This is a genomic window from Arthrobacter sp. SD76 (assembly GCF_049726125.1).
Taxonomy (GTDB): Bacteria; Actinomycetota; Actinomycetes; order Actinomycetales; family Micrococcaceae; genus Arthrobacter; species Arthrobacter nitrophenolicus.
On sequence record NZ_JBNBLR010000001.1, the window covers coordinates 438,983 to 458,889 of the forward strand.

The window sequence follows — 19,907 nt, forward strand, 5'->3', positions numbered from 1 at the left end:
AAGTTGGCCTAATTCTACCTGCGCCGGGGCGCTTTGCGGAGGCAATGACTAGCCGTCGTAATGTGTGCGCGCCGGGCCCTGGCCCAAAGCGTTGACGACGGCGGCCGCCACGTCGTGCAGCTTCGAGTTGCGGGTGCTGGACGCCGTCTTGAGGATCTCAAAGGCGTCATGCTGGCTGCAGCGGTTCTGCGCCATGATGATGCCCACGGCCATGTCGATCACGGTGCGGGATTCCAGCGTGGCGCGCAGGTTGGCTGCCGTTTCGCTGTAATGCGCGAAACGCACGGCCAGGCGCAGCGCGAGTGACGTCTGGCTAACGAAATCCTCGGCGAATTCGAGGACCCGGCCATCAAAGCGGTTGGGCCTGCGCGAATAGAGCAGCAGGGCAGCCTTGGTTTCGCCTTCCAGGTGGAACGGCAGCGCCACGACGGAACGGACCCCCTCCGCGGCCATGGCGGCGGAGTACTCGGGCCACCGCCCGTCCGCCCGAGATCCGGAACGTGCACGGTCTCCCGGGTGGTGGAGGCAGTCAGGTTGGGAGCTTCTGCGAACTGGTGCTCAAGGAGGCCAAGGGCCTTTGCCTCCGGGCTGCTGCTGGCCACGGTGGCGGCCTTGCGCTGCCGGAGCAGGGTGATGGCGCACAGCATTTCGTCGCCTGGCTCGGAAAGATTGCGGGCAGACACCTGCGCCAGTTCGGTGAGGAAATCCTCGACGTCCGAGCTGTTCAGGACCAGCTCATGCAGGTGCTCTGTAATGGATGTATCGGTTTTTGCTGTTGACTCGCTGGCCACGGTTTTTCTGGTGCCATTCGCTCAGGTCAAACAACCCGGCAACACACACGGGCCGCTGGAGAGGCGGGGAACCGGTGGAGGTCGCTGGATAGATGAACTGTCCAACGGCCTGCTGCTAAACCGATATGTCCGAGTATATACATCCCGGCGTCAGGCCTGACGTCACATTCATCCGCGCCGGAACGCGCCACTCTGGCGCACTGCCGGTGTTCCCGGCAGAATGAAGCAGGTGCCGGCGCCCCGGCGGCAGGCCGGAGGCCCGCGCCAGCTTCCCTGGAAGGGACACGAACATGACCAGACTGCTCATCATCGGTCCGCCCGGCTCGGGCAAGGGAACCCAGGCCGAACACCTGGCCCGGCACTTCGGCGTCCCTGCGGTCTCCACCGGGGATATCTTCCGGAGCAACGTGAGCAGGGAGACGGACCTGGGCACCCAGGCGGCCAGATACCTCGACGGCGGCGACTTCGTCCCGGACCACCTCACCAACGCCCTGGTGAAGGACCGGCTGCTGGATAGCGACGTCCAGTCCGGCTTCCTGCTGGACGGCTACCCGCGCACCGCACCCCAGGTGGTGGAACTGGACAACCTGCTCGCCTCCCGGGGACTCGCCCTGGACGCCGTCATCGAGCTAAGGGCACCGGACGCCGAACTCGAGCAGCGGATGCGCCGGCGCGCTGAGGAACAGGGGCGCACGGATGACACCGTGGACGTGTTCCGCCGCCGGCTCGACCTCTACCACACCGAGACCCACGAGGTGGTCTCGGTCTATGCGGGCCGGGGGATCCTGGTGCCGGTGGACGGCAGCGGCGACCCGGCCGACATCACCGCGCTGGCGATCGCCGCCGTCGAAAAGTTCCTTGCCACACCCCGCGCCTGATTCCGGTGCGGACAACCAACCGAAGGACATCCTGATGAGAATTGCCGTTACCGGCGGAAGCGGAAAACTCGGCCGGCACGTGGTGCGCCGGCTCACCGATGACGGACACCAGGTCCTCAACCTGGACCGGGACGGGGCACGGAGCCCCGGGCTGCTGGTGGTGGACCTGCGCAACTACGGCCAGGTGGTGGATGCGCTGCTGGGCGTGGACGACAGGCACAGCGGCTTCGACGCCGTGGTCCACCTGGGTGCCATCCCGGCGCCGGGCATCCTTCCGGACGCGGCTACGTTCGAGAACAACATGCTCTCCACCTACAACGTCTTCCAGGCGGCCCGGCGCGCGGGCATCAAGAAAGTGGTGTACGCCTCCAGCGAGACGGTGCTGGGACTGCCATTCGACGTCGACCCGCCCTACATCCCGGTGGACGAGGAATACCCTGCCCGGCCGGAAAGCACCTACTCCCTGGTCAAGCACCTCGAGGAGCAGATGGCCGTGGAGCTGACGCGGTGGGATCCGGAACTGAGCATCGTGGGCCTGCGCTTCTCCAACGTCATGGACGTGGAGGACTATGCCCGGTTCCCGTCCTTCGACGCCGATGCAATGCTGCGGAAGTGGAACCTCTGGGGCTACATCGACGGCCGGGACGGGGCCCAGGCGGTGGCACGGGCCCTGGAGAACGGCAGGCCCGGGTTCGAGGCCTTCATCATCGCCAACGCGGACACGGTCATGGACCGGTCGAGTGCCAGCCTCGCCGCCGAGGTCTTCCCGGCGGTCAAGGTGACCAAGGAACTGGCCGAGCACGAAACCATGCTGTCCATCGACAAGGCCAGGCGGCTCCTGGGGTTCGAACCTGTTCACAGCTGGCGGGACCACCGGCCGTAGCCCGGCGGGCACGGTACCGGGAGGGGTCCAAGGCAGGGTCGAGGGCAGGGGCCGGCGGCGGAAAACCCGGCGCCCGCAGGAATGCGCGCGCAGGAATGTCCAAGGGTTCCCGCAGGATCCTGCAAAGACCCTCCGGCGGGCACATTTGGGCTCCTATTCTGGTGGTAACAGCGGTGGTTCCCCCGCCTCCGCACCCCCAACGCCACCACGAAGGACCCCAAAATTCGCACCCCATCTTTTGTGCTGCCCGCAGCCGCAGCACTGGTCTCAGCCGTCGCCCTGACCGCCACGTCCGTCCCTGCCGCAGCGGCACCGAAAGAGGACGCGGGCACTGCGGGCCGCTACATCGTCCAGTTCGCTGCGAATGCCGATGTGGAAGCCGAGGCGGCAAACCTGCGCGGGCAGGGGCTCGGCGTCGGCCGCACCTTCAAGAACGCGCTCCGCGGCGCAGTGATCACGGCCAACCCCGCCCAGGCCGAGGCGCTGGGCCGCTCCGGCCGCGTCCTGTCGGTGGAGGCGGACGCCCCCGTCAGCATCTCAGGCACCCAGCAGCCCTCGCCGTGGGGCCTTGACCGCGTGGACCAGCGCAGCCTGCCGCTGTCCGGCTCCTACTCGTGGACCGCTGCCGGGGCCGGTGTGACCGCCTACGTGGTGGACACCGGGGTCCTGGCCTCGCACGCCGACTTCGGCGGCCGGGTGGCGGCGGGCTGGACCGCGGTTGCTGACGGCCTGGGCTCCGGCGACTGCAACGGCCACGGCACACATGTGGCCGGGACCGTGGCCGGATCCACCTACGGCGTGGCCAAGGCGGCCACCGTGGTGCCCGTCCGGGTACTCGACTGCAAGGGTTCCGGCTACAACTCGGACGTGGTGGCCGGACTGGACTGGATCGCGGCCCACCATCCGGCAGGCGTGCCGGCGGTGGCCAACCTCAGCCTGGGCGGCGCTGCCAGCACGGCGGTGGACACGGCCATCCAGGCTGTGATGAACGACGGTGTCTCCGCAGTGGTTGCCGCCGGCAACTCCGCCGTGGACGCGTGCGGCAGTTCTCCCGCCCGGGTCCCCGCGGCCGTCACCGTGGCTGCCAGCGATTCGGCAGACCGGCAGGCGTCCTTCTCCAACTACGGCTCCTGCGTGGACCTGTACGCCCCCGGCGTGGGCATCACCTCCACGTACTACACCTCCGCCACGGCAACGGCCTCCATGTCCGGTACGTCCATGGCCGCGCCCCACGCCGCGGGCGCTGCCGCCGTGCTGCTCTCGCAGAACCCGGCCCTCACCCCGGCGCAGGTAGCCGGGTCACTCGTGTCCAACGCGACCGCCGGCGTCATCAGCGGTGCCACCAGCGGAACCCCCAACCGGCTGCTGTACGCCGGGGCCGTAGCTGCTGCACCCGCGCCCGCCCCGGCTCCTGCGCCCACCGTCACGGCCGTGGCTCCCGGCGCGAACGCCACCTCGGTGGGGACCGGCACCAACGTGACGGCCACCTTCAGCACTGCAGTGCAGGGCGTCTCCGCGGCCACCTTCGTGCTCAAGAACGCGGCCGGCAGCAGCGTTCCGGCCACCGTCACCTATAACGCGACCACCCGGACCGCCACCCTTGACCCCTCGGCCAGCCTCGCCGCCGATACCGTGTATACGGCGTCGCTGGTGGGCGGTTCGGCCGCCATCCGGGATGCAGCCGGAACCCCGCTGGCCTCCAGCAGCTGGACCTTCCTGACCGGGCCCGCCCCGGTGGTCACCGGCACCATCCCAACCAGCAACAAGCTGCTGGTGCGGCGCGGCAACAACATCAGCGTGAGCTTCAGTGAGGCGGTCCAGGGCGTCAACGGCACCACCTTCACGGTGAAGAACTCCGCCACCGGAGACGTGGTACCGGCCACCGTTTTCCGGAACGGCACCACCAACCAGTGGATCCTGGACCCGCAGCAGGCGCTGGCTGCCAAAACCAAGTACACCGTGACGGTCACCGGCGGCGGGACCGCGGTCCGCGACCTCGCCGGGAACCAGCTGGCCACCCGCACCTGGCAGTTCACCACCGGCTCCTTCTAAGCGGTTCGAGCCAGGGCAGCAGCTAAGGCAGCTCGACGAGGAACTCCGTCCTGCCCTGGGCCACGCCATTGACCTGCAGCTCCAGCGCATGGACACCCGGATAGTGCACCCTGGTGGTCATCTGCCGGAAGGCATGGCGCTTGGTCACGCTCCGGCTCTCCCCCGGGCCAAGGGTCACGGTGGAGATCTTGAAGACCTTGGCGGACTCGCGGCCGTTGGCTTTGCGGTAATGCACCCGGTAGTCCAGGGCGAGGCGCACGTCCCCGTTTCCGGTGTTGGTGACGGCGAACGTGAACGCCAGCTCGTCCGGCAGGGTGAGAACGTTCCGGTCCAGGCTCGGGCCGCTGACGTCCACCTGCCCGGGTGTGAAGCCGAGCAGTGCCAGCGCGTCAGGATGTCCCTTCTTGACCAGCGTCCGCAGGCCGTGCCGGACCAGCCGGGCCGTGTTGGCGTCCGGCGCGGTGAGCCAGCGCCGCGCCGTGTCCACTACCGGGTCCGGGGCATGCCGGGCGAGATCGTTCAGGTGGTTGGCCACCGAGCGGCGCACATACTCCGATGGGTCCCGGTAAAGGGCGTCGAGGATGGGGATGGTGGCCTGCGGCCGCTGGATAAGGGAGGGCACGCGGACAGCCCACGGCAGGTAGGGGCGGGTGCCCTCGCTCGCCAGGCGCCGGACGTGTTCATCCGCGCTGTCTGCCCACTCCCGGGCTGCTGCCAGGGCCCGTTCAGGGTCGCGTGCGAGGAGCCGGCGGACAGCGAACTCGCTGGTGAGCCTGGGCGTGAGTGCCGCCATGAGCGCCAGGCAGTCGTCGAAATCCCCCGCAGCTCCGGAGTCCAGGGCAAGAGTGACAGCCGCCTCGGACACCGGCCAGACGAACCAGCCGGTGAACTCCGGAACCTGCAGGGCCGCACGGAAGCTTCGCGCCGCCGTCGCATAGCCGGGGAGGGGCTGCCGGCGATGTCAGCCACGAGGGCCCCGGCCAGCAGGTCGGTACGGGCGCGCAGGACCAGACGGTCCAGTCCCGACGCGGCAGCGGCTGTCCGGTCCCACCGGATCGCCGGGGCCGTTTGCCCCAGGATCCGGGTAAGGGTTCTTACGCTGCCGGCGTTGATCAGCTCGTTCATGGCACCCATGCAGTCAGGCTAGCGCGGGGGTACGACGATCCAGGACCCGCGCAACCCGGCCGGACGGAAGATTCCTCCGGAAGCGGCACCAATGTCCGGCAGGCGGGATAATCTTCACCCTAAGCAATTTCGCACCTAGGGACGGGTATGACAGTGGGGCAGCACGAATCATCGGGGTCGGGAACCGGGAAGCATGTGGGGAAGTGGCGGTACTTCCACGACAAGTTCGTGGTGGAGGAACGCTACCTCGACCCTGCCGACCGGCGGGGCCTCTACCGGGCGTCAGTCATCCTGGTGGTGGCCGGCGTGGCGCTCTTTGCGGCCACCCTCATCAGCGTGCTGCAGGCGGACGGGCTCTCCGCGGCGGACGGCCCCGTCCGTGACTGGCTGCTCGGCCTGAGGTCCAACACCCTCACCGCCATCATGATTTTCCTTGCCGTGGTTTTCGGCCCCATAGCGCTGCCCATCATCCTCCTGGTCGTGGTGGTGGCCTGGGGCTTCGCGGCCAAGCATGCCTGGCGGCCCATCCTGCTGGCCTCCGCGATGCTGACGGGCGTCATCATCTCGCAGATCATCCTCCAGATCGTGCGGCGCTCGCGGCCTCCCGTGGACCAGATGCTCTTCGGCATCGACCACACGTTCTCGTTCCCCTCCGGGCACGTCCTGGGGGCCTGCGACTTCCTGCTGGTGGGCGCCTTCCTGATCTTCTCCCGGCGGAAAAACACCGCGCCGCGGTGTGGGGCTTTGTGGGGGCGGGCTTCGGCATTTTCCTTGCGGCGCTGAGCCGGCTGTACCTGGGCTACCACTGGCTCAGCGACGCGCTCGCCTCGGTCTCCCTCTCGCTCATCATCCTGGGCGGCGTGATTGCCGTGGACACCTGGCGGACCGCGCGGGTTCCGGGGGAGCGGATCACCGGGGAGCTGTCCAAGGCGGAGACGCCGCGGGACTAGCCTGCGTTTTTCACGCAGGCGGCCGGGACCTCGCCCGTTTCAGGGCGCGGTGCAGCTTCACGTTGGCCGCCTCCAGTTCCAGCACCTTGGCCACGCCTGCGAGGTTCAGCCCCTGTTCCAGGAGTTCGCCAATCCTTAGCAGCACGGCGATGTCGTCGTCGCTGTACTGGCGGGTGCCACCCGCCGTCCGGGACGGGGTCAGCAAGCCCTTGGTCTCATACAACCGGATGTTCTGCTGGCCCGTCCCCGCCAGCTTGGCTGCAACCGAAATGGCGTAGAGCGCGCGCCCGCTGGCTGGGCGCGGCGCCCGTCCTGCTCCGTCTGCCATCGTGCCTCCAAAAATCGTCGTCCGGCGGTATTGCCTCAGTTTCCCACGGGTGCTATAAAAAATCTATATCCACCACCATAGATCGGCGGATGGATACGGAACCGATCCAACACCTACAAGCTGAAGGAGTGGGAAAAATGATGTTGATGCGTACGGACCCGTTCCGCGAGCTGGACCGGCTCACGCAGCAGGTCTTTGGAACCGCCGCCCGCCCGGCTGCCATGCCCATGGACGCCTGGCAGGAAGCCGGTGAATTCGTGGTGGCATTTGACCTTCCGGGCGTCAATGTTGACTCGCTGGACCTCAATGTTGAACGCAACGTCCTCACCGTCCGGGCCGAGCGCAAGGACCCCACACAGCCGAACGTCGAACTGGTCGCTGCCGAGCGTCCGCGCGGTGTGTTCAGCCGCCAGCTGATCCTGGGCGACACGCTGAACACGGACAACATCAAGGCAAGCTACGACCAGGGTGTCCTGACCCTGCGGATACCCGTCGCCGAACAGGCAAAGCCGCGCAAGATCGAGATTGAGACGCAGCAGGGCCAGAAGCAGCAGATCTCAACCTAGCTCCCCGCATGGCAGGGCACGCGCACGGCGCCGCCCTGGCAGCGATGTTCCTGTCCGAACGGCGGCGCCGGCCTTCCGGCCCAGGCGCCGCCGGTGCGGAGGCCACGATGACTGACACCCCCGATTACTACGCCACCCTGCACGTCCGGCCGGAGGCCAGCCAGCAGGACATTTCCCGGGCCTACCGGGCCCTGATGCGCAGCCACCATCCCGACATGGAGGGCGCTACTGACCCGGAAGGTGAACTGCTGCGGATCATGCAGGCCTTCAGCGTCCTGCGCGATCCGCAGCGCCGCGCCGCCTACGACAAACAGCAGGCGGCCTCCCGTCCGAGGGTAATTCCCGTGCGGAAAGTGCCCGCCCGCGGCGGAGCCTCCGGACCGGCCATCAGGGTCACCCCCGTGCGCTGGGAAAGCGGGCCCTGGTCCTAGCAAACGGCGTGCAGCGAGTGTTTGGAGTATTCCCAATGAAAACAGCAAGGAAACCCGCAAGGAGGCGGAGATCTGCATGAGCGATTGGCGGCGCTACGATTCACACCTGATTCCGGCATTCCATGAACGCTTTGAGCAGCGGTGGGGTGTTGGGACGGCACCATTCCTCGACCCGGAAGCGCACGAGGAGCCCCTGCCCCGGGCGCAATGGATCAACCCGGCAACGGGTGCGGCACTTGCTGTGGTGCCGGTGTGGACGGGCGATGAAAAGCAGCAACGGTCCTTTGGCGTGTTCTACCTGCCGCCTTCCGGGGACATCTGGGTCCTGCGCCCGGGCTATACCGCCTACCTGGAACCCGCGGACGGTGAAACGGAGCACCTGGTGACCCTCCGCAACGACGCGTTCCGCAAGGCCGTGGCGCACGCCAAGGAGTTCCTGTTCGGCTCGCAGTGACCCACCCATATCCCGGCTCGTCAGGGGACCTTGGCTGTGCCATCCTGAGACGTACTTATCCACTGTGACAAAGGCCCGCCCATGCATATCACCGCCAAGGAACTCGCAGCTCTCATCCCTCCCGGCTTCACCCTGGGTGTTGCCACCGCCGCCTTCCAGATCGAAGGGGCGCTGGACGAGGACGGCCGCGGGCCCGCCGGCTGGGATGTGTTTGCCGCGAAGCCGGGCGCCATCGTGGAGGGCCACAGCCCGGTCACGGCCTGCGACCACTACCACCGGATGCCCCAGGACGTGGCCCTGATGAAGCAGCTGGGCGTGGACTCCTACAGGTTCTCCTTCGCCTGGCCGCGGATCCAGCCCACCGGCAGCGGACCGGCCAACAAGGCGGGGCTGGCCTTCTACGACCGGCTTTTGGACGAGCTGCTGGCCAGCGGAATCTCGCCCATGGCCACCATCTACCACTGGGATACCCCGCTGGCATTGGACGAGGCGGGCGGATGGCTGAACCGGGACACCGCGTACCGGCTGGGGGAGTACGCCGGGATCCTGGCCGAGGCCTTCGGTGACCGGGTGGCCCGGTGGGTCACCATCAACGAGCCTGCCACCGTGAGCACCAACGGCTACTCCCTTGGCCTGCACTCGCCCGGCAAGGAGCTGCTCCTGGGGGCCTTCCCCACGGTCCACCACCAGCTGCTGGGGCACGGTCTGGCCGTGCAGGCACTGCGGGCCGCCAAGGTGCCGGGCGAAATCGGCATGACCAATGTCTACTCGCCCATGGTGCCGAACTCGATCAATCCGCTGGACCGCATCAGCGCCGGGCTGATGGACCTCGCCCAGAACCGGCTCTACGCGGACCCGGTGCTCACCGGCAAATACCCGGACCTGATCCGGGCGGCCAAGTTCTTCTCCTCCTTCGAGCACCCCGAGGAGGACATGGCGGTTATCTCCCAGCCGCTGGATTTCTACGGGCTCAACTACTACATGCCCACCAAGGTGGCGGTGGGCCCGGGTGGCGGCGCAGTGCCCGCGAGCATGGCCGAAGCCATGGGCAGTGACCTCAGCGCGGCCGGCAGCGGCGGTACCCCGTTCCACGTGGAGACCTGGCCGGAAGCGGACATCACGTCCTACGGCTGGCCGGTGAAGCCGGAGTACATGGCGGTGGCCCTGAAGGAGATGGCGGAGCGGTATCCCAACCTGCCGCCGGTGATCCTCACCGAGGGCGGTGCCAGCTTCGAGGACATCATTGTCCGGGACAAGTCCACCAATACCAGGTTCATCCCGGACGAGCGCCGGCTGAAGTATCTCTCGGACCACCTGGAGACGGCGCTGCGGGCAACCTCCCCGGGCGGCGAGGCGGAGTCGGTGGACCTGCGCGGATACTACGTCTGGTCGCTGCTGGACAACTTCGAGTGGTCCGCCGGGTACAACCAGCCGTTCGGGCTCCTGCACGTGGACTTCGAGACGCTGGAGCGGACGCCCAAGGCCTCGTATTTCTGGCTCCAGGAACTGATCGAGGAACGCGACTTGGCCGTGGCCGCAGGTGCCGCCATCGCGCAGGCTGTGGTGCCGGAGGAGTTTGAAACGGAAGCGCCCGACGACGGCGTGTCCCCGCTGGGTGCCAGCGCCTGAGCCTGCGCCGGGCTTAGAGCATTCCCAGCATGGTCAGCTGCTTGGCCATTCCGGCGCCGTCCGGGGAGTAAATCCATGGGACCTTGGAGGCGGTGTGGTCGCCGTCCTCCGAGTGGCCGCCGGCAAACACGGACTCGCTGACGGAGAGCTGGCGGATGGCGATGGCCGCCACCTTGTCCGGGTTTTCGCTGGCGAAGCCCGAATAGATGGCTTCGTCATGCTGGCCGTTGTCGCCGATAAGGAGCCACCGCATGTCCGGGAACTCCTTGCTCAGCCGATCCAGGTTGCGGTGTTTGTGCTCCTGCCCGCTGCGGAACCAGCGGTCGTGGGTCAGCCCCCAGTCCGTCAGCAGCAGGGCACCCTTCGGGTACATGTTGCGGGTCAGGAACCGTGCCAGCGTGGGAGCGGCGTTCCACGGGCCGGTGGACAGGTAGATCACCGGCGCGTCGGGGTGTTCGATGGTCAGCCGGTCCAGGAGGACGGCCATGCCGGGGGTGGCCATGCGGGCGCGTTCGTTGAGCACGAAGGTATTCCACAGGGCCAGGAACGGACGCGGCAGGGCAGTGACCATGACGGTGTCGTCAATATCGGAAACGATGCCGAACTTCACGTCGGGGGCGATCACCTGGATGAGGGCCTCGGCAGGCTCGGTTCCTTCAGCCCGCAGCACGGCGGTGTGCCAGCCGGGGGTCAGCTGGACGCTGACCTCGGTGTCAATGAGCCCGCCCCGGTCCGCGCGGACGTGGGTGACAACATCGCCGATGGTGATTTCGACGTCGGTGAACTGCAGCGGCACCCCGGTGAATGCCCGCCAGCCGCGGATGTTCTGGTTGCCGTTCTTCGCCGCGGTTTCGGCCTTGCTGCCGGGCCGCGGCTTTTGCGTCATCAGGACCCGGCCCAGCACGCGGACCAGGGTGGTGGAGCCGTATCCCTGGTAGGCGATGGTCTGCGGCACGAAATCCCAGCGTTTGGCCACCTTGATCCGGACGCCGTTGAAGGTGTCGGAGATCTTGTGGGCAAGGCGGAAAACCTGGTTGCCGGACAGCCCGGGCGCGCTGTCCGCGGCCTGGCTGGAAGGGGTGGCGGGGTTCCGGTGCGAATCCTGCGGCGCGGTGTCCATGGCTCCACTCTGCCACAGGGCGCCGGCCGGCGAGGAGCCCGTGGTAACGTGACGCCGCTCCCTGGTGCTGCCCTCCCGCGTCAGCCCGTCCCAAGGATGCCGCGCAGGGCCTCCGCGTTCCGTACTGCGTTGCCGCCGCCGTCGTTATTGAAATAGGCGTAGACATCCAGGCCGTCGGCCGCCCAGCCTCGGATCCTGTCCGCCCACCAGTGCAGGTCGGCGTCCGAGTAGGAGCCTGCGTACAGGTGCTGGTGGTCCGGACCGTGCAGCCTGACGTAGGCGAATGGTGCCGTAGTGCGCAGGAGGCAGGGCAGGTTGGCGCCGCTCATAATGCAGTAGGCGGCGTTGTGCCGTTCGAGCAGTGCCAACACCTCCGGGCTGTCCCAGGTGGGATGGCGGAATTCCACGGTGACCTTGATCCAGGGCGGAACTGCGGCCAGGAAGTAGTCCAGCCGGGCATCGTCGCGTTCCATCTGCGGCGGCAGCTGGACCAGCAGGACCGCACGCTTGTCTCCGAGTTCATGCCAGCAGCGTTCGATCCGCTCCAGCCACACCTCGGGGGAGTAGAGCTTCCTGGCATGGGTGAGGCCGCGGGGTGCCTTGACGGACATGCTGAACCCCGGGGGCAGGCGCCGGTTCCAGCCGGCGAAGGTGGTGTCCCTGGGCCAGCGGTAGAAACTGGCGTTGAGCTCGACGGTGTTGAAACGCGCAACGTAGTGCTGGAGCCGGGCCTTCACCGGGAGCCCGGGCGGGTAGAGGACGTTCTCCCAATGGTCGTAGCTCCACCCTGACGTGCCGATATGGACTGCCACCCCTGCAGGCTACACCGAATTGTGCCTTCCTTCGGGCCTCCCGAAGGACACCACTTATGGCAGTGTAAGGTCATGGCGCGAATAGAGGATTACGCGGTGGTGGGGGACCTGCAGACCGGTGCCCTGGTGAGCAACGAGGGCTCCATCGACTGGCTGTGCCTGCCACGTTTCGATTCCCCCGCCTGCTTCAGCGCGCTGCTGGACACGCCCGACGCCGGCCGCTGGCTTTTGGCGCCGCGGGACGGCGGGCCGTGCACGCGGCGGGGCTACCGGGACGGCACCCTGATCCTGGAGACGGAGTGGGAAACGCCCGAGGGAACGGTGCGGGTCATCGACTTCATGCCGCCCCGTGATGCGGTGGCGGACATCGTCCGCATCGTCGAAGGCGTCAGTGGCAGCGTGAAGATGCGCGGCGAACTGGTCATGCGCTTCGACTACGGGCACATCATTCCCTGGGTCCGCCGGGACAAGTACGGGCTGCACGCCATTGCGGGCCCGGACGCCGTCTACTTCGTCACCCCCGCGCCCCTCCAAAGTGAAAATATGCACACCATCAGCGAGTTCACCGTCAGTGCAGGCGAGCGGATCCCGTTCGTGCTGACGTGGGCGCCCAGCCACGTGGGCCGGCCCCATACCGTGGACGCCGAGAAGGTCCTGGCCACCACGTATGCCTTCTGGCGCGGCTGGGCGTCGCAGTGCACCGTCAAAGGCGAATACCAGGAGGCCGTGCTGCGCTCGCTGGTCACGCTGAAGGCCCTGACCTACGCGCCGACCGGGGGAATCGTGGCGGCAGTGACCACCTCCCTGCCGGAGCAGCTGGGCGGCCCGCGCAACTGGGACTACCGGTACTGCTGGCTGCGGGACGCCACCATGACGCTCCAGGCGCTCCTTGCCGCCGGATACAGCGCCGAAGCCGCCGCCTGGCGGGACTGGCTGCTGCGCGCCGTCGCCGGTGATCCCGCGGACCTGCAGATCATGTACGGGATCCACGGCGAGCGGCGGCTGCCAGAGATGGAGCTGTCCTGGCTGAAAGGCTACGAGAACTCATCCCCGGTGCGGATCGGCAATGGTGCCGCGGAACAGCTGCAGCTGGACGTCTGGGGGGAGGTGCTGGACTGCCTGGCGCTGACCCGCAACTCGCTGCTCAAGCACACGGACGAGGCCTGGGACCTGCAGTGCGCCCTGATGGAGCACCTGGAGACCATCTGGGACCAGCCGGACAACGGGCTGTGGGAGATGCGTGGCCCGCGCCGTCACTTCACGCATTCCAAGGTGATGGCCTGGGTGGCCGCGGACCGGATGGTGAAGGGTGTCCGCGAATCCGGGCTGCCGGGTCCCGTGGAACGCTGGGAGACGCTGCGGGACACCATCCACCGCGACGTCATGGCCAACGGGTTCGACGCCGCCCGCAACACGTTCGTCCAGTCCTACGGGAGGCCTGAGTTGGACGCCAGCCTCCTGCTCATCCCGCGCGTAGGGTTCCTGCCGCCGGACGATCCGCGCGTCATCGGAACCATCGAGGCCATCCAGCGCGAGCTGACCGAGGACGGCTTCGTGCTGCGCTACCGCCCGGCCGAGAGCGACGACGGGCTGCCGGGTGACGAGGGCGTCTTCCTGGCCTGCTCCTACTGGCTGGTGGAAGCACTCCTGGGGCGGGCCGGCACGAGGAGTCCAGGCAGCTTTTCGAACGCCTGCTGGAGCTGCGGAACGATGTGGGGCTGCTGAGCGAGGAGTGGGCGGTCAAGGCCGGCCGCCAGCTGGGGAATACTCCGCAGGCTTTCAGCCACTTCGCCCTTGTGACTAGCGCTTTGGAGCTGCATCAGGATACGGTTCGCCGGAGTGATACCCCCATTCCGCCGGAGTCGGCGGAACGGCGCAGAGGCGGCGCCGGCAGGGGTACGGCTTCTCCTTCGCAGAATAGATAAGTATACTTACTAACACCTCATGGAGTGCTCCCAAAAGCACAGTGCCGTGACTGACGGAGGAGTTGATTTTTTTATGGCCGGGTATTTTGAGCTCGTGGACGCGCCCGACGGCGGTTACCGCGTCCGGATGCTGGATGGGGCCGGGAACCTGATGGCGATCTCGGTGACCTTTCCCACCAAGCGGGCTGCCGCGGCGGGTGTTGCGATGGCCCGCGAAATCGCCGGCACCGGCCTGATCAGGGACAAAAGCCACGATGGAGCCGGAACTGTGATCCGGGACCGGGTGCGGCCCGTGAGCACCCCCAAGGAATCCGCGGCCCGGCACAAGAAGGCGCCGGAGGCCAAGCGGGCAGCGGTGGGCTGATGGTCCCGCCACGCACGTCACCCCCTGGCGGGCAGCGCCGGGGGGTTCTCTTTGACGTCGACGGGACGCTGATCGACTCGTCCTACATCCACACCATCTCCTGGTGGGGAGCCTTTCGCCAGCAGGGGTATGACATCCCCATGGCCTCCATCCACCACTTCGTGGGCATGGGCGGGACCGCCTGGTGGACAACCTCCTGCCGCAGGACCGGGACCGGGAGGCGGACAAGGACGTGATGGCCAGCCACGGCGCGCTGTATGCCTCCCACTGGCCGTCGCTGCGGGCCTTCGACGGCGCCAGGGACCTGCTGGCCCGCTGCCACGAGGACGGGCTTGCTGTTGCGCTCGCCTCCTCGGCGCGGAACAAGGACCTGCAGGTCATGAAGGGCATCCTGGCCGCCGACCCCTTCATCGACGGTGCCACCAGCGCCAACGACGCAAAGAACAGCAAGCCGTCCCCGACATCCTGGTCGCGGCCCTTGAAACGATCGGCGTGGCGCCCCGGAATGCCGTCTTCGTGGGCGACGCCGTCTGGGACATGAAGGCCGCCGCGGCCCTGGGCATCCCTCCGGTGGGGGTCACCTGCGGCGGCATCAACGCCGCAGAACTGCGTGACGCCGGCGCTGTGGAGGTTTATGAGGGCCCACGGGACCTGCTGGAGAATCTTGGATCAAGCGCCATCGGCCGCCTGCTGCGGCAGGAGTCCTAGGGCGCTCAGACCGTCTGCCCGCCCGTGACCGCATCCTCGTCCCCGGCATCGGCGGGCTTGGCCCAGGACACGTTGACCTTTACTGAACCGTCGTCGTTGCGGTCAATGTCCGTTACGATATCGGCCGCGCTGGCGCCCATCTCCAGGATCCTGGTGCGGTAGGAATCGACCAGCGCCTCAAGGCTCTCTTCCGTCCATTCGCCCGGGCGCATGCGCGTGGAGATCTCGACCGGTTCCGGCTGGTACAGCGACATGGTGTTCCTCTTTCACTCGCACGGGCTTGGGCTGGCCCTTCCTACGCTAGAAGCCCCCGGCCGGGACGACAAGTATTTAATCAGCCTGCTTACTTTTTTCAGCCCAAGCCGTTAGCGTCGAAGGACGGGCTTCCGCCCCTCGGGAAGACCAGGAGAGAAAGGGAAACTGTGAAAGCACTGACCTGGCAAGGAAAACGCTCGGTAAGCGTCGAGGAAGTACCGGACCCGGTGATCCAGGAGCCTACCGATGCGATCGTGCGCATTACCTCGACGGCGATCTGCGGCTCGGACCTGCACCTGTACGAGGTGCTGGGCCCCTATATGCACAAAGGCGATGTGATCGGCCACGAACCGATGGGAATCGTGGAAGAGGTGGGCAGCGCCGTCACCAATCTTCGCCCCGGGGATCGCGTGGTGGTGCCCTTCAATATCTCCTGCGGCCGCTGCTATATGTGCGAACAGGGCCTGCAGTCCCAGTGTGAAACCACCCAGGTGAAGGAGAAGGGTTCAGGAGCGGCCCTCTTCGGCTACTCGGAGCTCTACGGCTCGGTTCCCGGCGGGCAGGCCGAGTACCTGCGCGTCCCGCACGCGGACTACGGCCCCGTGAAGGTGGGAACAGAGCTTCCCGACGAGCGGTACCTGTTCCTCTCCGACATCTTCCCACGGCCTGGCAGGCCGTTGAGTATGCGGACGTCCGGCCGGGCGGCACCCTGGCTGTGTTCGGCCTGGGCCGGTGGGCCAGTTCGCCAGCCGGATCGGCGTGCACCACGGCCTCCGCGTGGTGGGCGTGGACCCGTCCCGGAGCGCCGGGAGATGGCGGCGCGGCACGGGGTGGAGGTGTTCGACTACACGAAGACCATTTCGGACGATCTGCGGGAGATGACCTCCGGCCGTGGCCCTGACGCGGTGGTGGACGCCGTCGGCATGGAAGCACATGGCTCGCCGGTGGCAGGCTTCGCGCACCAGGCGCTGGGCCTGCTGCCGGACAAGCTGGCCCAGAAGGCGATGGAGACAGCCGGCGTGGACCGCCTGGCTGCCCTGCACACGTCGATCGACGCCGTGCGCCGCGGCGGGACCATCTCGCTCAGTGGCGTGTACGGCGGGCAGGCGAGCCCCATGCCGATGCTGACCCTGTTCGACAAGCAGATCCAGGTGCGCATGGGTCAGTGCAACGTCCGGCGCTGGACCGATGACCTGCTGCCGCTCGTGGAGGACGACGCCGATCCGCTGGGCGTCATGGACCTGGTCACCCACCGCTCAGGCCTGGAAGGTGCCCCTGCCCTGTACGAAAAGTTCCAGAAGAAGGAGGACGGCTGCATCAAGGTGGTCCTGAACCCGGGCGCCTAGCAGAGGCTGTTCATGGCCTCCTGCGCCACCTCCTGCATCTCGAACAGCAGCGGGTTCACGCCGAGGGTGGGCGGTCCGGGCGGGTAGGCCACGGTCATGGCCAGCTGCTTGCTGCCGTCCTCGCTGGTCATGGCGACCGTTCCGTAGCCGTCCACATCCCCGGGAAGCCCGTAGTAGAAGCGGTTGTTGCAGGTGTTGTTCCAGCGCCGCAGGGCAAAACCGTAGTACTGCGAGTAGCCGCCCTTCATGGCGGTCACGGTGTCAGGGTCCAGCAGCCTGCCCTGCAGCAGCGCGGCGTAGAACCTGTTCACTTCCTGCACGGTGGACACGGCTCCATTGGAAGGAGCCTCAGCCAGCCAGGCGGGGGCGGCCGCGTCCTGGGGCGTGCCCTCGATAGTGACGTAACCGTGCACCATGCCGGCGGGCGGTGGGCCGCCAAGCGTGGTTGCCGTCAGTCCAAGGGGGCGGGCAATGTCGGCGGCCAGGACCCGCCCGATGTCCTGGCCGCGGAGCCGCTCGACAATCAGGGCAAGCGCCGCGTAGTTGGAGCGGGAGTAGTCGAAGATCCGCGCCAGCCTGCCGTCCCACGGAACGGTGGCGGCGAGGCCCAGCTGCTGTTCGAGGGGAAGCGGCCGGCCCGCCAGTTCCTCCCAGCGTCCGGACGCCAGCAGGGGGAGGGAGAAGTCCGGAAGCCCGGATTCATGTGTCAGCAGCTGCCGGACACTGACGGGGCCGGGCGGCTTCAGGACGGCGCCGAACTCGGGCAGGTAGTCGCTGGCCTGGCCGTCCAGGTCAAGCCTGCCCTCCTCCACCAGCTTGAGCACGGAGACAGCCACCATGGACTCCGTGATGGTGCCGATGTGGACGGGGTCGGCCGCCGTTGCCGCCTCCCGCGCCGCCAAAGTCCGGACCCCGGCGGCGTGGGTCCAGGTGTCCCCGCCGCTGGTGACGTCGAAGAGGACTGCCGGGGCGCCGTCGTCGACCATCCTGGAACTGAAAGCCTCCAGCAGCGCGATGGCGGCGGGCTTGTTCCGGTCCGGCGGCTCCGGCGGGCCGATGCAGCCCGGGACGGCGGCCACGAGCACGGCGGCGCACAGGGCAGCGGCGGTGCGCTGCCACCCCCTGCCGCCCCGGCGCGTACCCATGCCACCAATTTTCCCCCAACTGCCAGTCAGTTAGGCGGGACTAGGTGAGCTTTACCTGGCGGTTCATGTCCTTGTAGAGCAGGTACCGGAACTCGCCCGGGCCGCCGGCGTAGCAGGCCTGGGGCAGAAGGCCCGGAGCCACATGAAGTCGCCTGCCTCCACCTCCACCCAGTCGTTGTTCAGCAGGTACATGGCCTTGCCCTCGAGGACGAACAGGCCGTGTTCCATGACGTGGGTTTCGGGGAACGGGATCACGCCGCCGGGCTGGAACGTCACGATGTTGACCTGCATGTCGTGCGCCAGGTCGTTGGAATCGGTGAAGCGGGTGGTTTTCCAGACGTCGTTGGTGTCCGGCATCGACGTCGGCTCCACGTCCTTTTCGTTGGTGACGAAGGACTTGGCCTTGTACCCTTCCAGGCGCTCGTAGGCCTTGCGGATCCAGTGGAAGGACACGATGTCGTCCGAGACGTTCTCCAGTCCCCACTGCGCGCCCGCGGCCAGGTAGGCGTAGCCGCCCTCCTCAAGCTGGTGCAGCTCGCCGTCCAGCGTCAGGTTGAGCTTGCCCTTGGTGACAAAGACGACGCCCTCCACGCCTTCCTCGAATTCGGCCCGCGGTGCCCCGCCGCCCGGGCCGATCTCCACGATCAGCTGCGAGAACGTGGTGGCGAACCCGGAGATGGGGCGGGCGATGATCCACGAACGGGTGTTGCTGAAGCCCGGCAGGTTGGAGGTGACGATGTCCGTCAGCACGCCCTTCGGGATCACCGTGTAGGCCTCGGTGACGATGGCGCGCTCGGTGGTGAGGTGGGTCTGCGGCGGCAGCCCGCCGGTGGGTGTGTAGTACTTGCCCATAAGGGATTCCTTTGCTTAGGAGTTGGAGGTGGTGGCGAGCCTCGGGTGGGCCAGCGCGGTGAGCCGGGAAAGTCCGACGCCGGCCAGCGCCTGGACCTCGTCGGCCCCCACGGCGCCGCACTGGACGCCGCGCAGGACAAACGCTGCCAGGGCGCGGGCCGTGGCGGGTTCGTCCATGACCCCGCCTTCGGTCTGCTCCACATAGTTCCGCAGCCGGGCCGCGGCGGCCGGAAGGCCCTGCCGGTAGAAGGCGTACGTCGCGGCAAACCTGCTGGGCAGCTGGGCAGGGTGCAGGTCCCAGCCCTGGTAGTAGCCGCGTTCCAGGGACCGCCGGACCAGCCGGCCGTGCAGCTGCCAGGCGTTTTCCACGTTGTCGCCCACGGGGATGATGTTGGTGGAGCCGTCAGAAAGCCGGATGCCGGTGCCGGCCACCGCGAGCTGCATGACCTCCTTGGCGAAGTCCGCCACGGGGTGCTCCATGGACTGGTACTCCGCGGAGATCTGCAGCGACGCCGAATAGTCGTAGGTGCCGTAGTGCAGGCCGCTGATCCGGCCGGGCACGGCGTGCGGCAGCTGCGCCACCGGCGACGTGCCCTCCGGTCCCAGGATGAGCTGGGGCGTTTCCACCTGGACCTCGAAGCGCAGCCGGCCGGCGGGCAGCGCGTGCACCTGCTCCAGCCGGGACACGGCGTAGTCCATCGCCTGGACCTGCGCCACGGTGGTCACCTTGGGCAGGGTGAGGACCAGCCCCTCGGGCAGCTCGCCGGCGGCGGCCAGGCCGGAGACGAACAGGTCCAGGGTGCGCAGTCCGCGGGCCCGGGTGGGCGCTTCGAAGCACTTGAACCGGATGCCGATGAACGGGGGAGCGGACCCGGCCGCCACTGCGGCGGCCACCGCGGAAGCCGCCGTTACCGCGGCGGCGTCCTCGGCGTCGTCGCCCCTGTCCCCGAACCCGTCCTCGAAGTCGAGCCGCAGGTCCTCGATGGGTTCGGAGGCCAGCTTGGCCTCCACCCGGGAGGCGACGGCCTCGGCGAGGCCGGGCTCCTGGCCCAGCAGGCTCCCCAGCTTTCCGAAGCCGCCGTGGGCCTCAACGGCCGCCTTCGCTTCGGCGCCCCATTCGGCAGCGAGCGACGGCGTGAAGCGGTCCGCGGGCACGTACACCGTGTGCACGGGCTGCCGGGAGCCGTCGTCGCCGGGGTAGTTGTGCTCCAGGAGCCGGTCCGTTGCGGCCAGCTGGCCGTCGATGTGCGCCAGGTCCCCCGGGGTGAGCGAGGGCTTGGGTGTTGCGGGCAT

15 protein-coding genes and 6 pseudogenes are annotated in these 19,907 nt (G+C 67.8%); 12 read left to right on the forward strand and 9 right to left on the reverse strand.

Features of this window, described 5'->3' with window-relative positions:
* Window positions 1–48: 48 nt before the first annotated feature.
* Window positions 49–791, reverse strand: a pseudogene (locus ACPEE0_RS02140) (GAF and ANTAR domain-containing protein).
* Between the two features lie 290 nt (window positions 792–1,081).
* Between ACPEE0_RS02140 and ACPEE0_RS02145 the strand changes: the two are divergent.
* The 3 genes from ACPEE0_RS02145 to ACPEE0_RS02155 all read left to right on the forward strand — a co-directional run bounded on the left by ACPEE0_RS02145 (window position 1,082) and on the right by ACPEE0_RS02155 (window position 4,604).
* The gene (locus ACPEE0_RS02145) at window positions 1,082–1,669 is read left to right on the forward strand and encodes an adenylate kinase (RefSeq protein ID WP_009358517.1); all 588 of its coding nucleotides are present in this window, start codon (window positions 1,082–1,084) and stop codon (window positions 1,667–1,669) included.
* 34 nt (window positions 1,670–1,703) lie between these two features.
* Window positions 1,704–2,552: an NAD-dependent epimerase/dehydratase family protein gene (locus tag ACPEE0_RS02150; RefSeq protein WP_009358516.1), complete on the forward strand. Its 849-nt coding sequence runs from the start codon at window positions 1,704–1,706 to the stop codon at window positions 2,550–2,552.
* A 240-nt stretch (window positions 2,553–2,792) separates the two neighbouring features.
* Window positions 2,793–4,604: a S8 family serine peptidase gene (locus tag ACPEE0_RS02155; protein WP_009358515.1), complete on the forward strand. Its 1,812-nt coding sequence runs from the start codon at window positions 2,793–2,795 to the stop codon at window positions 4,602–4,604.
* Between the two features lie 22 nt (window positions 4,605–4,626).
* Here the strand turns inward: ACPEE0_RS02155 and ACPEE0_RS02160 are convergent, their stop codons facing one another.
* Complete coding sequence (locus ACPEE0_RS02160) at window positions 4,627–5,469, reverse strand: DNA alkylation repair protein (protein ID WP_424573812.1); 843 nt, start codon at window positions 5,467–5,469, stop codon at window positions 4,627–4,629.
* A 407-nt stretch (window positions 5,470–5,876) separates the two neighbouring features.
* On the opposite strand from ACPEE0_RS02160, the pseudogene ACPEE0_RS02165 reads away from it, so the two are divergent.
* A pseudogene (locus tag ACPEE0_RS02165) lies at window positions 5,877–6,679 on the forward strand (phosphatase PAP2 family protein).
* A gap of 10 nt (window positions 6,680–6,689) precedes the next feature.
* Here the strand turns inward: ACPEE0_RS02165 and ACPEE0_RS02170 are convergent.
* On the reverse strand, window positions 6,690–7,007 hold the full coding sequence (locus tag ACPEE0_RS02170; RefSeq protein ID WP_009358512.1) for a MerR family transcriptional regulator: 318 nt from the start codon (window positions 7,005–7,007) through the stop codon (window positions 6,690–6,692).
* Between the two features lie 140 nt (window positions 7,008–7,147).
* Here ACPEE0_RS02170 and ACPEE0_RS02175 point away from each other — a divergent pair, with 140 nt between their 5' ends.
* The 4 genes from ACPEE0_RS02175 (at window position 7,148) to ACPEE0_RS02190 (ending at window position 10,087) form a co-directional block, all read left to right on the forward strand.
* Entirely contained in the window at window positions 7,148–7,573 is a 426-nt protein-coding gene (locus ACPEE0_RS02175; protein ID WP_009358511.1) for an Hsp20/alpha crystallin family protein, read from the forward strand.
* A gap of 8 nt (window positions 7,574–7,581) precedes the next feature.
* Complete coding sequence (locus tag ACPEE0_RS02180; protein WP_009358510.1) at window positions 7,582–8,004, forward strand: J domain-containing protein; 423 nt, start codon at window positions 7,582–7,584, stop codon at window positions 8,002–8,004.
* A 76-nt stretch (window positions 8,005–8,080) separates the two neighbouring features.
* On the forward strand, window positions 8,081–8,458 hold the full coding sequence (locus ACPEE0_RS02185) for a hypothetical protein (RefSeq protein WP_009358509.1): 378 nt from the start codon (window positions 8,081–8,083) through the stop codon (window positions 8,456–8,458).
* An 81-nt stretch (window positions 8,459–8,539) separates the two neighbouring features.
* The gene (locus ACPEE0_RS02190) at window positions 8,540–10,087 is read left to right on the forward strand and encodes a glycoside hydrolase family 1 protein (RefSeq protein WP_009358508.1); all 1,548 of its coding nucleotides are present in this window, start codon (window positions 8,540–8,542) and stop codon (window positions 10,085–10,087) included.
* Window positions 10,088–10,100: 13 nt separating this feature from the next.
* On the opposite strand, the gene ACPEE0_RS02195 is transcribed toward ACPEE0_RS02190, so the two are convergent.
* Both ACPEE0_RS02195 and ACPEE0_RS02200 read right to left on the reverse strand, forming a co-directional pair.
* Entirely contained in the window at window positions 10,101–11,207 is a 1,107-nt protein-coding gene (locus ACPEE0_RS02195) for an App1 family protein (protein ID WP_407710071.1), read from the reverse strand.
* 80 nt (window positions 11,208–11,287) lie between these two features.
* On the reverse strand, window positions 11,288–12,019 hold the full coding sequence (locus ACPEE0_RS02200) for a DUF72 domain-containing protein (RefSeq protein ID WP_407710070.1): 732 nt from the start codon (window positions 12,017–12,019) through the stop codon (window positions 11,288–11,290).
* 72 nt (window positions 12,020–12,091) lie between these two features.
* Between ACPEE0_RS02200 and ACPEE0_RS02205 the strand changes: the two are divergent.
* The 3 genes and pseudogenes from ACPEE0_RS02205 (at window position 12,092) to ACPEE0_RS02215 (ending at window position 15,016) form a co-directional block, all read left to right on the forward strand.
* Window positions 12,092–13,944, forward strand: a pseudogene (locus ACPEE0_RS02205) (glycoside hydrolase family 15 protein).
* 73 nt (window positions 13,945–14,017) lie between these two features.
* Window positions 14,018–14,308, forward strand: a complete 291-nt coding sequence (locus ACPEE0_RS02210; protein WP_133348152.1) for a DUF1508 domain-containing protein — start codon at window positions 14,018–14,020, stop codon at window positions 14,306–14,308.
* Window positions 14,308–15,016, forward strand: a pseudogene (locus ACPEE0_RS02215) (HAD family hydrolase). The gene ACPEE0_RS02210 and the pseudogene ACPEE0_RS02215 overlap by 1 nt, the downstream one beginning before the upstream one ends.
* A gap of 5 nt (window positions 15,017–15,021) precedes the next feature.
* Here the strand turns inward: ACPEE0_RS02215 and ACPEE0_RS02220 are convergent.
* Entirely contained in the window at window positions 15,022–15,270 is a 249-nt protein-coding gene (locus ACPEE0_RS02220) for a hypothetical protein (RefSeq protein ID WP_133348155.1), read from the reverse strand.
* A gap of 168 nt (window positions 15,271–15,438) precedes the next feature.
* Between ACPEE0_RS02220 and ACPEE0_RS02225 the strand changes: the two are divergent.
* Window positions 15,439–16,617: pseudogene (locus tag ACPEE0_RS02225) on the forward strand (zinc-dependent alcohol dehydrogenase).
* Here the strand turns inward: ACPEE0_RS02225 and ACPEE0_RS02230 are convergent.
* The 3 genes and pseudogenes from ACPEE0_RS02230 to ACPEE0_RS02240 form a co-directional block, all read right to left on the reverse strand.
* The gene (locus ACPEE0_RS02230) at window positions 16,614–17,762 is read right to left on the reverse strand and encodes a serine hydrolase domain-containing protein (RefSeq protein WP_407710067.1); all 1,149 of its coding nucleotides are present in this window, start codon (window positions 17,760–17,762) and stop codon (window positions 16,614–16,616) included. The pseudogene ACPEE0_RS02225 and the gene ACPEE0_RS02230 sit on opposite strands and share 4 nt — an antisense overlap.
* 40 nt (window positions 17,763–17,802) lie before the next feature.
* A pseudogene (locus ACPEE0_RS02235) lies at window positions 17,803–18,614 on the reverse strand (bifunctional allantoicase/(S)-ureidoglycine aminohydrolase).
* Window positions 18,615–18,629: 15 nt separating this feature from the next.
* A complete protein-coding gene (locus ACPEE0_RS02240; protein WP_407710065.1) occupies window positions 18,630–19,907 on the reverse strand; it encodes a DUF6986 family protein in 1,278 nt (425 codons plus the stop codon).

Excerpts from the sequence above, each read along its gene's own strand:
- ACPEE0_RS02145 (WP_009358517.1), top strand. The coding sequence starts at position 1,082 with ATGACCAGACTGCTCATCATCGGTCCGCCCGGCTCGGGCAAGGGAACC.
- ACPEE0_RS02150 (WP_009358516.1), top strand. The coding sequence starts at position 1,704 with ATGAGAATTGCCGTTACCGGCGGAAGCGGAAAACTCGGCCGGCACGTG.
- ACPEE0_RS02170 (WP_009358512.1), bottom strand. The coding sequence starts at position 7,007 with ATGGCAGACGGAGCAGGACGGGCGCCGCGCCCAGCCAGCGGGCGCGCG.
- ACPEE0_RS02175 (WP_009358511.1), top strand. The coding sequence starts at position 7,148 with ATGTTGATGCGTACGGACCCGTTCCGCGAGCTGGACCGGCTCACGCAG.
- ACPEE0_RS02180 (WP_009358510.1), top strand. The coding sequence starts at position 7,582 with ATGGCAGGGCACGCGCACGGCGCCGCCCTGGCAGCGATGTTCCTGTCC.
- ACPEE0_RS02185 (WP_009358509.1), top strand. The coding sequence starts at position 8,081 with ATGAGCGATTGGCGGCGCTACGATTCACACCTGATTCCGGCATTCCAT.
- ACPEE0_RS02190 (WP_009358508.1), top strand. The coding sequence starts at position 8,540 with ATGCATATCACCGCCAAGGAACTCGCAGCTCTCATCCCTCCCGGCTTC.
- ACPEE0_RS02195 (WP_407710071.1), bottom strand. The coding sequence starts at position 11,207 with ATGGACACCGCGCCGCAGGATTCGCACCGGAACCCCGCCACCCCTTCC.
- ACPEE0_RS02210 (WP_133348152.1), top strand. The coding sequence starts at position 14,018 with ATGGCCGGGTATTTTGAGCTCGTGGACGCGCCCGACGGCGGTTACCGC.
- ACPEE0_RS02220 (WP_133348155.1), bottom strand. The coding sequence starts at position 15,270 with ATGTCGCTGTACCAGCCGGAACCGGTCGAGATCTCCACGCGCATGCGC.
- ACPEE0_RS02230 (WP_407710067.1), bottom strand. The coding sequence starts at position 17,762 with ATGGGTACGCGCCGGGGCGGCAGGGGGTGGCAGCGCACCGCCGCTGCC.
- ACPEE0_RS02240 (WP_407710065.1), bottom strand. The coding sequence starts at position 19,907 with ATGCCCGCAACACCCAAGCCCTCGCTCACCCCGGGGGACCTGGCGCAC.